Origin of the sequence: Affinundibacterium danionis (assembly GCF_042432465.1) — a bacterium.
GTDB lineage: Bacteria > Pseudomonadota > Gammaproteobacteria > Burkholderiales > Burkholderiaceae_D > Undibacterium > Undibacterium danionis.
The window spans coordinates 157,937-171,790 of the sequence record NZ_JBHLXJ010000008.1; the positions used below are offsets into that span (position 1 = coordinate 157,937).

General features: G+C 47.4%; 12 protein-coding genes. 1 reads left to right on the top strand and 11 read right to left on the bottom strand.

Annotation, left to right across the window (positions count from 1 at the left end):
* Positions 1 to 82: 82 nt before the first annotated feature.
* The 10 genes from ACFFJH_RS08120 to ubiU all read right to left on the bottom strand — a co-directional run bounded on the left by ACFFJH_RS08120 (position 83) and on the right by ubiU (position 11,495).
* Complete coding sequence (locus ACFFJH_RS08120; protein ID WP_390211544.1) at positions 83 to 1,405, bottom strand: aminotransferase class III-fold pyridoxal phosphate-dependent enzyme; 1,323 nt, start codon at positions 1,403 to 1,405, stop codon at positions 83 to 85.
* Positions 1,406 to 1,412: 7 nt separating this feature from the next.
* Positions 1,413 to 2,444 (bottom strand): phosphotransferase, encoded by a 1,032-nt coding sequence (locus ACFFJH_RS08125; RefSeq protein WP_390211546.1) that lies wholly within the window; start codon positions 2,442 to 2,444, stop codon positions 1,413 to 1,415.
* A gap of 381 nt (positions 2,445 to 2,825) precedes the next feature.
* Entirely contained in the window at positions 2,826 to 4,349 is a 1,524-nt protein-coding gene (gene amaB, locus ACFFJH_RS08130) for an L-piperidine-6-carboxylate dehydrogenase (protein ID WP_390211547.1), read from the bottom strand.
* A 47-nt stretch (positions 4,350 to 4,396) separates the two neighbouring features.
* Positions 4,397 to 5,296 (bottom strand): 5'-nucleotidase, encoded by a 900-nt coding sequence (locus ACFFJH_RS08135; RefSeq protein ID WP_390211549.1) that lies wholly within the window; start codon positions 5,294 to 5,296, stop codon positions 4,397 to 4,399.
* A 19-nt stretch (positions 5,297 to 5,315) separates the two neighbouring features.
* Positions 5,316 to 6,566 (bottom strand): cysteine desulfurase-like protein, encoded by a 1,251-nt coding sequence (locus tag ACFFJH_RS08140; RefSeq protein WP_390211551.1) that lies wholly within the window; start codon positions 6,564 to 6,566, stop codon positions 5,316 to 5,318.
* An 80-nt stretch (positions 6,567 to 6,646) separates the two neighbouring features.
* Positions 6,647 to 7,792, bottom strand: coding sequence for an NnrS family protein (locus ACFFJH_RS08145; protein WP_390211552.1), 1,146 nt, complete (start codon positions 7,790 to 7,792; stop codon positions 6,647 to 6,649).
* Between the two features lie 202 nt (positions 7,793 to 7,994).
* Positions 7,995 to 8,540, bottom strand: a complete 546-nt coding sequence (locus ACFFJH_RS08150; RefSeq protein ID WP_390211554.1) for an REP-associated tyrosine transposase — start codon at positions 8,538 to 8,540, stop codon at positions 7,995 to 7,997.
* 162 nt (positions 8,541 to 8,702) lie between these two features.
* Positions 8,703 to 9,149: a ubiquinone anaerobic biosynthesis accessory factor UbiT gene (gene ubiT, locus ACFFJH_RS08155; RefSeq protein WP_390211556.1), complete on the bottom strand. Its 447-nt coding sequence runs from the start codon at positions 9,147 to 9,149 to the stop codon at positions 8,703 to 8,705.
* A gap of 10 nt (positions 9,150 to 9,159) precedes the next feature.
* A complete protein-coding gene (ubiV, locus tag ACFFJH_RS08160; protein ID WP_390211557.1) occupies positions 9,160 to 10,065 on the bottom strand; it encodes a ubiquinone anaerobic biosynthesis protein UbiV in 906 nt (301 codons plus the stop codon).
* A gap of 425 nt (positions 10,066 to 10,490) precedes the next feature.
* Positions 10,491 to 11,495 carry a ubiquinone anaerobic biosynthesis protein UbiU gene (gene ubiU, locus ACFFJH_RS08165; protein ID WP_390211558.1) on the bottom strand — a complete coding sequence of 335 codons (1,005 nt, stop codon included), beginning with the start codon at positions 11,493 to 11,495 and terminating at the stop codon, positions 10,491 to 10,493.
* Positions 11,496 to 11,700: 205 nt separating this feature from the next.
* Here ubiU and ACFFJH_RS08170 point away from each other — a divergent pair, with 205 nt between their 5' ends.
* Positions 11,701 to 13,074, top strand: coding sequence for a hypothetical protein (locus ACFFJH_RS08170; RefSeq protein WP_390211559.1), 1,374 nt, complete (start codon positions 11,701 to 11,703; stop codon positions 13,072 to 13,074).
* Positions 13,075 to 13,187: 113 nt separating this feature from the next.
* On the opposite strand, the gene ACFFJH_RS08175 is transcribed toward ACFFJH_RS08170, so the two are convergent.
* Positions 13,188 to 13,784 carry an HD domain-containing protein gene (locus tag ACFFJH_RS08175; RefSeq protein ID WP_390211560.1) on the bottom strand — a complete coding sequence of 199 codons (597 nt, stop codon included), beginning with the start codon at positions 13,782 to 13,784 and terminating at the stop codon, positions 13,188 to 13,190.
* Positions 13,785 to 13,854 lie beyond the last annotated feature (70 nt).

A 13,854-nucleotide genomic window follows, 5' to 3' on the forward strand; every position in this document is an offset into this window, starting at 1 on the left:
CTAAAAAATACAGATAAATAGGAACGATGTAAAAACGGATTCTGACTACATGTGAGAATCCGTTTTTTTTATGGCAGAACGGTCAAGAAATTTGACTTAAAGCCTGATCCAATCGCATCAAGAATTCTTGCGCGTTGTTCATGCTAAACACCATAGGTGGCTTGAGCTTTAAGACATTGTCATGCGGTCCATCGGTCGATAATAAAATACGATGCGCTTTTAAAAATTCAATCACCGCATTGGCTTCTGCTGTTGCCGGTTCTAGGCTAGCATGATCTCTGACTAATTCCACACCGATGAATAAACCGGTACCGCGCACATCACCGATCAGAGCGTGGTTTTTTTTCATCTCGTTCAGTCCATGCAAAAGAAAGTCACCAACTTGCTTAGCGTGGGCTTGTAAGCCTTCTTGCTGAATGACATCCAACACTGCTAAGCCAATCGCGCAGGAGACAGGATTACCTGCAAAGGTATTGAAGTATTCCATGCCCGTCATGAAGGCTTGCGCAATTTCTGGACGTGTGACGACGGCGCCCATAGGATGTCCGTTGCCGATAGGTTTGCCCATGGTGACGATATCTGGGATCACTCCTTGCGCTTCAAAAGCCCAGAAATAATCACCTGCACGGCCAAAGCCGACTTGTACTTCATCTGCGATACAGACCGCACCAGCGGCGTGCGCATGGGCGTAAGCGGCTTGCAGATAGCCAGCGGGAAGCACCACTTGGCCGCCGCAGCCTAAGACAGATTCGCAATAAAAAGCCGCAGGTTTTTCACCGCGTGCACGGATTGCCGCTATCGCGCAATGTAAGTCATCGGCGTAATGGACACCCGCTTTAGGATCTTCTTTGCGGAAGCGTCCACGATAATCGTCAGGAATCTCGGCAACTTGTATGTGGGGTGGACGACCGCGACCACCTTTGCCATCAAACTTATACGGACTCAGTTCTATCATGGTCGGTGAGTTGCCGTGATACGCATGATCGACCACGATAACATCGTTTGCTTGGGTATAGGTTTTAGCGATGCGCAAGGCCAGATCATTGGCTTCGGTACCGGAGTTGGTCAAAAAGACGACCGACAATTCAGCTGGAAAAGTTGCGCTTAATCGTTGTGCGTATTCGACGATATTGTCATGCAAGTAGCGCGTATTGGTATTGAGCTGTGCCATTTGAGCTTGACCTGCCGCGACTACCGTCGGGTGACAGTGCCCAACGTGGCAGACATTATTCACCATGTCTAAGTAGGCATGCCCATCTTGATCATATAAATATGCACCCGCACCGCGCACCATCTTGAGCGGTTGGCGGTAGGACATACTTAGACTGGGATTTAAATGCTGGCGGCGCAGCGCGATGATGTCTTCGGCACTGCGATTAGGAATAGGGGCGGCGGATGTTGGCATGATGGGACTAATCGTGAATGTAAAGTACGCTTAAAAATTGTTGTTGGAGTGCTGGGTAGTTCATCGCATGCAACTGACGTAACAGGCGGCGCACGCCTTTTTGTGAAACAAGAATATAGTCATTCGCAGGATTGTGTCGATAAGCGCGCGTCGACATTAAAATGCTTTGACTTAGCCTTGCCATAATCAAGTGATATACAACCAGAATTTCTTGTTCACTTAAGGGGCATTGCGAGTGATAGCCTCGCAATATCGCGAGCATACATTCTCGCACGGCCAGATCGTCTTCGACATGCTGTAGTGCATACACGATGGTAATCGCGAGATCGACGATGCGTAGGTGATAGCACATATCGCCAAAATCAATGATCGCGTTGACATGTGCTTTGCCATCAGTAGTAACAATCACATTAAAATCATTGGCGTCATTGTGGATGACCGACATCGGTAAAACTTGCTTCCAAGTCGCTTCGTGCTCGGCAAAATAGTTTGTATGACGCGTGATTAACTCGCGTAAATCTTGATCTGTTACGTGCCTGATTTCATCGCGCAAATCAGGCAGATTGCTAATGCTCCAATCGACAAAGCGGTGCATGCTGGGATGAACAAAGTCTTGCAAGCCGCGATCTAATTTTCCTATCGCGATGCCAAGGCTGGTTTGTAGATAGCGTTGATCAATATCTTGACGGACTGCGATATTCGCATAAATATCGCCCTCGACATAGCTGAGCAGACGCATGTGACACGCTTCACCACTGCTGGTTGTGATCGGTAATATGTGCTGCTCAGTTTGCGTCAACATCACTTGCGGCAAGCTCAGCTCTGGACAAGTTTTAGCAAGATGTCGTAGCGCCGCATTTTCAATATCCAGATCAGCATACGACCAGTTGGGATTGGCAATTTTGAAAACGTAATCGCCTTGTGGCGTATGGATCTTGAAATTGCGGTCAGCGTAAGAGGGGAGCTCTTTGGCGGTACCGCTGATCTGCCAGTGTTGTGCGACCAAGACTGAGGCTTGTGCTGGGGTGATGGTTTGCATTGTTGGTTTACTTTTGATGTTACTTAATCTGTTCGCACTTCGTAGAACTTAGCCGGGGGTGGCCCGGCAGCCACTTCCTTTTCTTTGCTTCGCCAAAGAAAAGGAAGCAAAAGAAAGGCGACCGCAGACTTGCCCTTCGGGTGCTTACGCTGCGCTTCAGCATAATTTGTGCATGTCAAAAAATGGGGAATTGCGAAAACTCGCTTCGCTCAAACATTCGCAATTCTTATCCCATTTTCTGCCACGCACAAATTACATCGTCCCCAGCGGAAAAAAGGTGCAACTCAACGACCACACAAATTAATAGTATTTATTTGGAATTTAAATTGAGAGCTAAATCTCTGCGTCCTCTGCGGCTCAAGCTCTTTCACATCCCCACAATCAAATATCAAAACTAATCCCTTGTGCCAAAGGCAAAGAGTGGCTGTAATTGACGGTATTGGTCGAGCGACGCATATAGGCTTTCCATGCATCCGATCCAGATTCACGTCCACCGCCGGTATCTTTTTCGCCGCCAAATGCGCCGCCGATTTCTGCGCCTGATGGGCCGATATTGACATTCGCAATGCCGCAATCGCTGCCTACGTCAGACATAAATAACTCGGCCTCGCGCATATCGGTGGTGAATATGCTGGACGATAAACCTTGCGGTACTTGATTGTTCCAGTCGATCGCTTGTTGCAAATCTTGGTAGCGCACAATGTACATAATCGGCGCAAATACTTCATGGTGCATGTGTGCAGTTTGGCTTGGCATTTCTACGATGGCAGGGCGCACGTAATAGCCGCCCTCTGAGCCAGCGACAATCACACGTTCACCGCCAAATACTATTCCTTGGTCAGCCTTTGCTGCATTTAACGCAGTTTGCATCGCTTCAAAGGCGGCTTGATCGACCAACGGGCCAATCAAGGTGGATTTTTCTAGCGGATTGCCTATCGGCAGACCTGCGTAAATTTTCTTCAAGCGTGGCACTAGCGTATCGTAAATGCTGTCATGCACGAACAAGCGGCGTAAGGTCGTGCAGCGTTGGCCTGCGGTACCAACTGCTGAAAAGGTAATTGCCCGTACCGCCATTTCCAAATCGGCACTTGGTGCCACGATCATCGCGTTATTGCCGCCTAATTCTAAGATGGTGCGCGTCAAGCGTTTGGCGCAGATTTCTGCGACTTGGCGGCCCATGCGTGTGCTGCCAGTGGCGGAGATCAAGGCAATGCGCTTGTCTTCGACCATTTGTGCGCCGGTGTCACGTGCACCGATAATCAATTCCGCTAAACCATCTGGCGCATCATCGCTCGTTGCATTGAAGCGAGCGACGGCTTTCATAAATAAGGAGTGCGTTGCTAGTGCAGTTAATGGTGTTTTCTCCGATGGTTTCCATGTCACGCTATTGCCGCACACAAAGGCGAGTGCGGCATTCCAAGCCCATACTGCGACTGGGAAGTTGAATGCGGAAATGACGCCTACCACGCCGAGTGGATGCCAGACTTCCATCATGCGATGGCCAGGGCGTTCCGAAGCGATGGTTAAACCGTATAACTGGCGCGATAGACCGACCGCGAAGTCACAGATATCGATCATTTCTTGCACTTCACCTAAACCTTCTTGCAGAATTTTTCCTGCTTCTAAAGTTACGATTTGTCCTAGCGCGGCTTTATGTGCGCGCAGTTCTTCGCCAAATAAGCGGATCAATTCACCACGACGGGGTGCAGGTACTTTGCGCCATGCTAAAAAAGCAGCGTGTGCTCGGTCTATCTTGTGTTTGACCTGTTCGGCCGAGTCAGCGCGCAAACTCATTAGAGTCTGATTGTTAATCGGCGAGATGCTGTGGATGTCTGATCCTTGATAGTCAGCAACGGGTACGCCGAGTTCGGCGAGTAAAGTATGGATATTAAGAGGCTTAGTCATGATTTGCCTTTTTTCGGTAAGAAGAAAGATCGAAAATTTTTATATAGTCATTGCTTGTAGGGTACGCGACCGGTCGGCACGACGCTAGAAGCATGCATACAATGTCCATGTTGATCGTCAAAAAACATATGCGGTTTGAACGCAGCGAGTACCGCCGATTTATTCACGCCGCCCATAAAGAAAGTTTCATCAATCGCGATATTCCAAGCGCGTAGCGTGCGAATTACACGTTCATGGGCAGGTGAAGAACGTGCGGTGACTAAGGCAGTGCGTAAGGGCAGAGCGCGACCATCGGGCGCTTTAAAATTATTTTGAATATACGATAGGGCTACTAATAAGCGAGCGAACGGACCTTCTGGTAATGGCTTTTTGGCGTTGTCGCGTTCGTGCTGTTCGAAGGCTTCTATGCCTTGCGTTTGATAGATTTTTTCTGCTTCATCTGAAAAAATAACCGCATCACCGTCGAAGGCAATTCGAATTTGATCAAGGTCCGCGGTGTTCTCCGCTAATTGATATAAGAGTGCCGACGCAATGCCGGAATTAATCGCAGCTTGCACATCATCTTCATGCAAAGATAAAAATAGACTGACATTGAAAGCTTGTAAGTATGGTGCTAATGGCGCGCCGCCAGCCAAGGCCGCGCGACTGATATCTAAGCCATAATGTTCGATGGAATTAAAGATGCGTAATGAGGTCTCTGAGGAGTTGCGCGACATGATGACGACCTCGACCAATCTCTGTCCCGGCGTCAATTGATTGAGCTTTAATAAGGCTTTAACTAAGGCGAAACCCGCACCCGGCTTGAGTATCTCATTTTCATGATTAAGTTGGTGCTGGCGATAGGCGTCTAAACCTTGATCTTGAAAAATTGCTTCTTCAACTTCTAGATCAAACAGCGCACGGGATGAAATACCGACAACCAGTAATTTATCGAGAGAAAAGGGCATAGTAAGTATTTCGATTTTGTTATTGAATAATGTGCTTGAGTTGACCAATAAGCGCGTCAATTTCTTCCACCGTATTGTAATGCGCAATCGAGACGCGCACGACACCGCCTTGTTTTTCCAAACCTAAAGTCTCGATTAAATGACGAGCATAAAAATCTCCAAAACGTATCCCAATATTAAATTGGTCAATATGTTTGACGATCGCTTCCGATTGCATATTCTCGACGATAAAACTAATCGTCGGTACGCGACTAGTATTGCCTTGGTGGACTTGGCACATGCCTATGATGCGCACGGTGGATTGCGCATTTAAGAAATCTAATAGTCTTTGTGCTAGATAATTTTCGTGGGCTTCAAATTTATCAAACGTATATTGCATGAGTTGACGTCGATTCCCGCTTCCACCCATGCGCTCACCCATCGCCACTAAATAGTCGGCAATTCCTTGGCAGCCATAAGATAATTCGAAATTCACATTGCCTGGTTGTAGCTTGTAAGGCAGATTGTCTTCTTCGATAAAGAAATGATTTAAATTGGACAGGCTGCGCAAGAGTTCGTATTTGCCCCATAACACCGCATAGTGAGGACCAAATACTTTATAAAAGCTGAAGACCAACATGTCAGCGCCGCTCGCTTGTACATCGACCAAACGATGTGGCGCATAGGCCACTGCATCGACGCAAACTCGACCGCCAACTGCGTGCACACGACGAGAGATCTCAGGAATGGGATTAATTGTACCGAGTACATTTGACGCATAAGTGATTGCTAGCCATTTGGTTTTGGGGCTGAGCAATTGGTCTAAATCGTTGAGATCCAATTGCAAAGTAGCGGGATTTACTCGCCAGATTTTGATGAGTGCGCCAGCTTGTTGTAGGCGTTTCCAAGCACCAATGTTCGCTTCGTGATCGGTGTTGGTGACGATAATTTCATCACCGGCACTTATGCTAGGCAAGATCGCTTGTGTTAAGAGAAAAATGAGACCCGTGCTGGAGCCACCCATGACCACTTCACGATCATCATTGGCATTGATCAATTCTGCGATGGCTTTTCGGGCGTCGAGAACTCGCTCACTGGCTTTTGTAGAGGTGCGATAACTCGCGCCTAATTGCACGCTGGTCGTTAACAGATAATCGTGAATACGATCTGCGACCAGCTTTAAAACTTGAGAACCACCAGCATTATCCAAAAAGATAGTTTGGCCGGGAATTTGAAGTGCCGGAAATTCGGCACGGATCGCTTTTATTTCTGAGTCTGAGAATGCTTGCATGTTCAATGAAATACCCAAGTGGAGATGGGCATAAACATAACATGATTCCGGCATCGATAGACACCGGAGATGGGACTCAATTAACCAGCTTGACCGTCAGCGCGAGGATTTAAATAGATAGGCACCATCAAACCTACCCAAGTCAATAATAAAAGTAACCAAACGCTCGCTGAAATAGTCATCATCTGGGGAATCGATGTCACGCTAGCAGCAACCCTCAACAAGGCTGCTGCGTGCAAAGAAAGATAGATGGTCCACAATAAATTATTCACTTGCAGCGGACGGCCACTATGCCCAAAGCTTACGCGGCTCACGAAGCCAACTAACATAGTGCCCATAAAACCCAACGCCAAGGCATGTACCATGGCCGAACCTATTTGCGCACCAAACGCGCTTGCCGCCTGTAATGCGAACACAATCGCAAGCCAAGCAAAGGATAAATGCAACATCGCCAACAAACGATTTTGTAAGCTGCGGAATAAACCCCAGCGCCATGAGGTATTGGCAAAACTAAAGCTGAGCAAAGTCGCGATCATAGCTTCGACCACGTGCGCGCCTAAAATACCAGCAATTGCCAAGCCCCAACAAGCAGCGATCCAAGAGCCCAATAACCAGTATGGGCGCCACATGGTGTAAGGCTTGATCACATTGCTACTAAAGAAGGGCAGCATACGATGACAGACGGTCAGAAATACCGGTAGCAGGAAGGCAAAAAAAGCTAACTGACGCGCTGCAATCCAAGCATCACTTAAGCCAGTGCTCCACAACAAGGCTAAGAATATCGCCAACACGCCGCCACCCATTGCCAACAATAATGCCTGCGGATGGCGTTTATCTTTTACTTGGCTATGAATAACCAGACGCGCCCAACGTAAAGTCACCGCACACCAAGCGGCCAACATCAAGGCAAAGCCCGACATACGCAAAGGAGGGAGTTCTAAGGTGGATGCAATTAAGACCAATACCAAACCACCGAAATAAGTACCACCATGCAGCAAGAAATTATGCGGCGGTTCATCTACTGCCAACCACTTTGGCCCAGCCGTGAAAGTAAAACCCAAAATGAATAATGGGAAGACGCCAAGCGGCATTAACAAAGCATGCAAAGGTACGGCAAGCGTTCGACCGCTTTGCACATGTAACCACCACCATGAAAATAAAATCAATACGGCGATCGCGCCAAGGAAAAAATACAGGCGGTGAGGGGCTAGGGTAAGGCGTTTCATGGCAATGAGCATGGCAAATTAAGTTATGTCAGCTTAAGCTCAATCGCTCAATTGTGTATTGACAAAGAGCAAGGAAAATCGAAAACGGAGAAGTTTTGGAGGAAACTATTAAAATCCAAAGATATTGCTCGTAGGGTGCGCTGTGCGCACCGCATTTGTGCATCGGCCGATGTTTATGAATAGGATGACGATAGGGACTACCTTATTCACCAAAATTACATTTTCCTGGATCTTCAAAAGACGCGCCCCAATTGGGTGGTAATAGTCCAGTTTTTACATATCGATGAAAGCTAGAATAAGGCCAGTCGATTACTTTGCTCACGTATTGGTGTTTAACAGGATTCCAATGGATATAGTCAATATGGTGTTGGAAATCATCTTCATCACGTATTTGATGTTCCCAGAACCTTCTTTGCCATAAGCCGCTTTCTCTGCGTTTGTTGCGGGAATTGGATAAATGTAGAAGTGAACCATCGCAAACCCATGCTTGAGAAACCTGTCTTTTGATCATGCCCCATCGGTTAGAAAATTGATGGTCATTGTTTGGCAAAGTCCAGATGCAATGCATATGATCGGGTAATAATACCCATGCATCTATAGCGAAGGGATAATGGATTCGCGTTGATATAATTGCTGCGCGTAATGCTTGACGGACTTGGTCTTGCAAAAAAATGGGCTTACGAGCGTGGCTGACGACGGTGAAAAAATAGCTCGCACCAGGAGTGTATGCGCGTCGATAGTTGGGCATGTATTAATTGCTTAAAAAGCATGAAGAGTGCTTCTAAGTTAAAAATTTGTCAAATGTTTTTTAGATGTTGCCTCGTAGGGTGCGCCGTGCGCACCACATTTACGCATCGATCTATGTTTATGAATATGGTGCGCATGGCGCACCCTACGGTTGGTGTCAGACTCACACCGTTTGTGCGTTGATTTTCTCCGCAAGGCGATTCAGCCATGCCGGACGTTCACTGGCATCAATCCAGTATTTCACTGCGATGCCTAGTTCCGTATCGCCTTCGATTTTTAAGCGGCGACGGAAGAACAGCGTATCTGCATCTTCCAAAGCCGTTGCCAGCTTTAAAAAATCCATTGCACAGGCGCTCAGACTAACGTCGGTTGTTTGCAGTGGAATCGCTTTAAAACGGCCTTGGTCGCAACGGAAACATAGACGTAAGCCCAGGTCTTCGACTTGAATTTGAAAGGTTCTGTCGTAGAGATTTTCTGGCGCGATCAGCCAGCTCCGTTGGCGTGCTAGTTCTAGCATCAACATCAAAGGCGCACTTGCGATCGGAGAGGGCAGATGTTGGCCGATTTTTTCAAAGACCGTGGGAAAGCGAAATTCAGTGAGGTTCATCATAAACTCGAAATTAAATTGCTTGAATCGGTATGGTTTGCCATTGCATGCCAGAGCTGCCATTCCAATAACCATTGCAGCGCTCGGCTTGTGGTGGCAAGAATGTTGGCTCAATCACCGCTGCTTGTTCCCGTCGGCGCGCGGTGTCGAAGGCATGAACGATTTGTTCCATATGTTTGGATTGCACTTGTAAGCGCAAAATATCCACCTGTAATTTCTTCAGCGTAGGAATCTGTGGGCTGAGATCGAGGCAATTCGCACTTTGGGTTTGTATGCCGTTAATGGTCAGAAAGTCGCTGTGTTCGCGGGTCTGTAATGCCAGACCATCGGGATACTGTTCGCAGCGAAACTCGCAATTATCTTTACGTAGGCGATGATGACGCGCAGTGAAGCAGCGTGAAGAATAGGCCAACGCCATGCGTCCCCAAACTTGTACCTCGGTTTCTAAACCTTCTGGTCGTTGCGCCTGTAAAGCCGCCAAATCAGCACCACTAAGTTCTATCGGTGGCGTAAAGCGCATCGCACCTAATTCACGCAGCCATTGTAAAGTGCCAGTGTGGTACACATTTAAATGCGGACCAGCGACAAATGGCCGTCCTTGCATCGCGCGCACCGCGCTAAAGTCATTTGCCTCGATCAATAAATCTTCTGCCGCTGCAGCATCGATTAATTTATGCATGGCACGTCGATCGGCTTCGTTATCTATTAAGGTCAAGGTTGAGAGAACAACTTGCTTACCCGCATCACGACATGCTTTCGCCAAACTAATCCAATCTGGTAAGCGCATGACATGCCGTCGTGAACACACCACTTCGCCCAGATAAATAATATCCACAGGCCAGTGCATCGCCTCCACATAAAACCGCATCGTGGCTTCTTTAGACCAGTAATAAGATAGTGGTGCGAGGGAGAGTTTCATAGGTTTTTAGTTTTAAATGACCAAACAAAGCGTAGTGCGTGAAATTAAATCGGCTACTTTTCTACAATGTAGATAAAACACATCAGTGCTAATTGAAATTAAACTCAATTAAATTCAATGTCGCGATCTTCCCCTTCCCCTTCAAGGGGAAGGCCGGGTAGGGGATGGATTTTAGTGACGCAATCAGCAGTTTCTATCGCACGACTAAAACCCATCCCCTTCCCAACCTTCCCCTTGAAGGGGAAGGGGCTAAAAGCACAAATTCCGAGTACTAAAGCTAAAGTTTTCGCCTACAGGATAACCAAGAGTAGTTTAGAAATTCAATGTCAGGGATGCAGTACAAGGCGCCAAGCGCAGCAATACGTCGGTATTGCGAGCATTGGCAACGCAGTAATGCGCCCTGAGATTGGATTTATAAACTGCTCTTACTTCCAGGGACGTTCGAACGCCCCTTGCGTCACCTGCGCTCCCTCAGCATGCTTCGCCAAGGTCGCGTTCCAATCTGGTCGTGCGGTATAGCGTTCAGGATCACGCTCGGCAGAATCTAAAGCTGCACGCAGGGTGCCGACTACTTGTGATACATAATTCGGACTGCGTTGACGACCTTCGACCTTGATTGCTTTCACGCCCATTTTGAGGAGTTGTGGCAGTAAACCTATGGCATTCAAACTCGTCGGCTCTTCCAAGGCATAATCCACTTGACCTTCGACCTCAAAGCGACCCTTGCACAAAGTCGGATAACCAGCTGCTTCATTCGGCGCATAACGATCTATCAAAGTACCACTCAAGCGTGCAGATAAGACCTTATCTTTCTCTTCCCAACTGACCGCATGACCAGGCGAGCAGACGCCTTTATTATTCGGTGAATCGCCAGTGACATAACTCGATAACAGGCAACGTCCTTCGGCCATTACGCACAAACTGCCAAAGCCGAATACTTCAATTTCAACCTCAGTCTGACGTATGATTTTTTCGATTTCTGTGAGCGTTAATACGCGTGGTAACACCGCACGGCGTATCCCAAATTGTTCGCGCATTAATTCAATCGCATCGACGGTGGTGGATGAACTTTGTACCGATAAATGCAAACGTACGTCGGGATAGCGATGACGTGCATACGCCATCAAACCAGGATCGGCCAAAATAATGGCGTCGGCGCCAAGTAAGACCGCGGTATCAATCGCAGCACGCCATTCGTGCGCCATTTGTGCTTGCGGGTAGGTGTTAATGGCGAACAGCACTTGTTTGCCGCGCTGATGGGCGTATTCGACACCAAGTCGGATGTCGCCATCGGTAAAATTGAGGCCACCAAAATTACGCGCATTGGTGGCATTGCGTAAGCCTAAATAAACGGCATCTGCGCCTTTGTCGATGGCGGCTTTGAGCGCAACTAAGCTGCCAGCGGGCGCTACGAGATCGATTGTTTTCATGCGCAAGATGGTAGCGACACGAGCGGCACACGTCTTTGTCTTAAGTCAATGAAATGCGGTCTGACTGCCTAGAAATTATCTTTAATTGAAATACGCCTAAGTAAATTGCTTAATTTTTGAGCTATGATTGATTGGCTTATGGCATTCGCCGGTTTTTACTCGATATTTTCATTGTTGATTTGCCTTTGTTTTTAAGGAGCTTAAGATGAATAAAATCAGATTGTTGCAGCCGTTCACCGTCAAACTCAGTGTGGCGTCATGCTTGGTACTCGGCGCAGCGGGCTTACTTAATTTTAGCTTGAGCGCGCAGGCGCAAATCAAGGCCAAAGCTACGCCAGCCGCAAAAAATAACGCGCCAGTAAAAGAGGCAGCACAGATAGTAAAGCCGCCGATAGCATTGGCTTTCATTGATGCTGCAACCAGCGCCAGTGATATTCCCGGTGGGAATTTGATGGCGGGTGCTATGAAAGGAGGCGAATCCGGCGGAGGATTTTTTGGCGCACTAAGCGGTATGGCCAAGGGCGCAGTAGGTGGTACCAGTGACCGTGGTAATGTGTTCGGAAATACGCATAGCATGGGATTTGCCAGCGGAAAATATGTTGATGTATCGGTTTACACGACGAAAAATCCCAGTTTGGTCGATGCCAAGCAAATGATTCCTAGCGTGATGAATCTGGGCGAGAGCTTGCAACTGAATGCCCCCGTCCCAGAAAAAACGACTGCGGTACCTGTCGATGAAACACCAATCGAGCCTACCTATGAAAAGCCTAAAGGTAAAATTTCTATCTATTGGGGTTGTGGTGAAACGGTAAGAGCTGGACAGCCACGTACTTTGGATGTCGCTACTGCTTCAATGGAAGATTACGCCAAGTTCTTTGTGATGCGTGGCAAAACCACCAAAGGCGCGCGCTGGCAGCCGGGTAATCCTGCATGGCCGAATAAAATTGATGATCGTAAAGTACCCGATACGGCCTCTTTAATTGGGCAGCATCAATTTGTCGGTAGCGGTATACCAGACAGTTTTAAAGTGAATTTAGGTGCGCCACAAGATTTGATGCCTGCGATCGAATTGCAGCAAACCAAAAAAGAGGGCGCCGTTGCCTTGCAATGGAAAAGTATCCCGCATGCTAGAGGCTATTTTTTATCGGTGATGGGTGGTCAAGCTACCAGTGGCGACAACGGTGAAATGATAGTCTGGACGTCGAGTGAGTTGCCTGACTTTGGATTTGGTTTAATGGATTATCAATCGAATCAAGACATCGATAAATGGATTAAAGAACAGGTGATTTTGCCGGCCAACGCGACGCAATGCGTGGTTCCTAAGGGTATCTTTGGAGAAAACGGTGCAGGTATGTTGCGCATGATTGCTTACGGTTCAGATGCGTATTTTGCTTACCCGCCGCGACCAGAAGATCCCAAAATCGCTTGGGAACCAGAATGGCAAACGAAGGTGAGAGTTAAGTCTATCTACGGCTCCATGCTTGGCGGTATGGGCGATATGGGCGGGAAGTCTAAGCCACAGAAGGAAGAGAAAAAATCTAAAGCAACAGATTTACTCAAAAGTATTTTTGGGAATTGAGGTTGATGTTGTTGACGTTGCTGATGTTGTTGATATTAGCATTAGTATTGATGCGGTGGGCGCTATAACAAAAGATAGCGCCTTACCGAATTTAAAATCAGCGTAGATAGTTTTTATTCTATTTGTAACCAACCCTTGTCGGTTGCAATATCGATTTGCGTCAACACATAGTCCCACAGTTTGGGGGCCGAGGTTTCGAGGTATTGATTACGGTTGATCACTTGATGTTTGTAGACCTTGTTTTGCGCCCAACTACCGCCTTCATTTTGCATGTTTTGTATTAACGGCAGTATGCGATCCATGGCTTTGGCAAATTGTGCGTCGGGTGTTTCGGCTTGTTCAAATTCATGCCAGAGCGCGATTATTTTCTGGCGTTGTGAGGCTGGTAATAAGCCAAAGATACGTTCTGCCGCTGCGATCTCTTTATCGGCTTGTTGACCTAATATCGTGTGATGATCAAACGCGAAAGTATCACCGGCATCAATTTCCACAATATCGTGAATCAGCAACATTAAAGTTACACGCGAAATATCTACGGTTTCATCGGCATATGGTGCCAACACGTGCGCTGTTAATGAGATATGCCAGCTATGCTCAGCGCTGTTCTCATAACGATTATTATCCGCCTTGATCAGTGCTTTACGATAAACCGCTTTGAGCTTGTCTAGTTCTAGAATGAAATCGATTTGTTGGGAAAGTTCTTGCGTCATGTTTTTCTAAAAGACTATGTAGGCTCGAAAAAAATCAGCCCATTGCTGAAAGTGAGGAGGTGAAGGATTT

Excerpts from the sequence above, each read along its gene's own strand:
- ACFFJH_RS08145 (WP_390211552.1), bottom strand. The coding sequence starts at position 7,792 with ATGAAACGCCTTACCCTAGCCCCTCACCGCCTGTATTTTTTCCTTGGC.
- ubiV (WP_390211557.1), bottom strand. The coding sequence starts at position 10,065 with ATGAAACTCTCCCTCGCACCACTATCTTATTACTGGTCTAAAGAAGCC.
- ACFFJH_RS08125 (WP_390211546.1), bottom strand. The coding sequence starts at position 2,444 with ATGCAAACCATCACCCCAGCACAAGCCTCAGTCTTGGTCGCACAACAC.
- ACFFJH_RS08140 (WP_390211551.1), bottom strand. The coding sequence starts at position 6,566 with ATGCAAGCATTCTCAGACTCAGAAATAAAAGCGATCCGTGCCGAATTT.
- ACFFJH_RS08175 (WP_390211560.1), bottom strand. The coding sequence starts at position 13,784 with ATGACGCAAGAACTTTCCCAACAAATCGATTTCATTCTAGAACTAGAC.
- ACFFJH_RS08120 (WP_390211544.1), bottom strand. The coding sequence starts at position 1,405 with ATGCCAACATCCGCCGCCCCTATTCCTAATCGCAGTGCCGAAGACATC.
- ACFFJH_RS08150 (WP_390211554.1), bottom strand. The coding sequence starts at position 8,540 with ATGCCCAACTATCGACGCGCATACACTCCTGGTGCGAGCTATTTTTTC.
- ACFFJH_RS08170 (WP_390211559.1), top strand. The coding sequence starts at position 11,701 with ATGAATAAAATCAGATTGTTGCAGCCGTTCACCGTCAAACTCAGTGTG.
- amaB (WP_390211547.1), bottom strand. The coding sequence starts at position 4,349 with ATGACTAAGCCTCTTAATATCCATACTTTACTCGCCGAACTCGGCGTA.
- ubiT (WP_390211556.1), bottom strand. The coding sequence starts at position 9,149 with ATGATGAACCTCACTGAATTTCGCTTTCCCACGGTCTTTGAAAAAATC.
- ubiU (WP_390211558.1), bottom strand. The coding sequence starts at position 11,495 with ATGAAAACAATCGATCTCGTAGCGCCCGCTGGCAGCTTAGTTGCGCTC.
- ACFFJH_RS08135 (WP_390211549.1), bottom strand. The coding sequence starts at position 5,296 with ATGCCCTTTTCTCTCGATAAATTACTGGTTGTCGGTATTTCATCCCGT.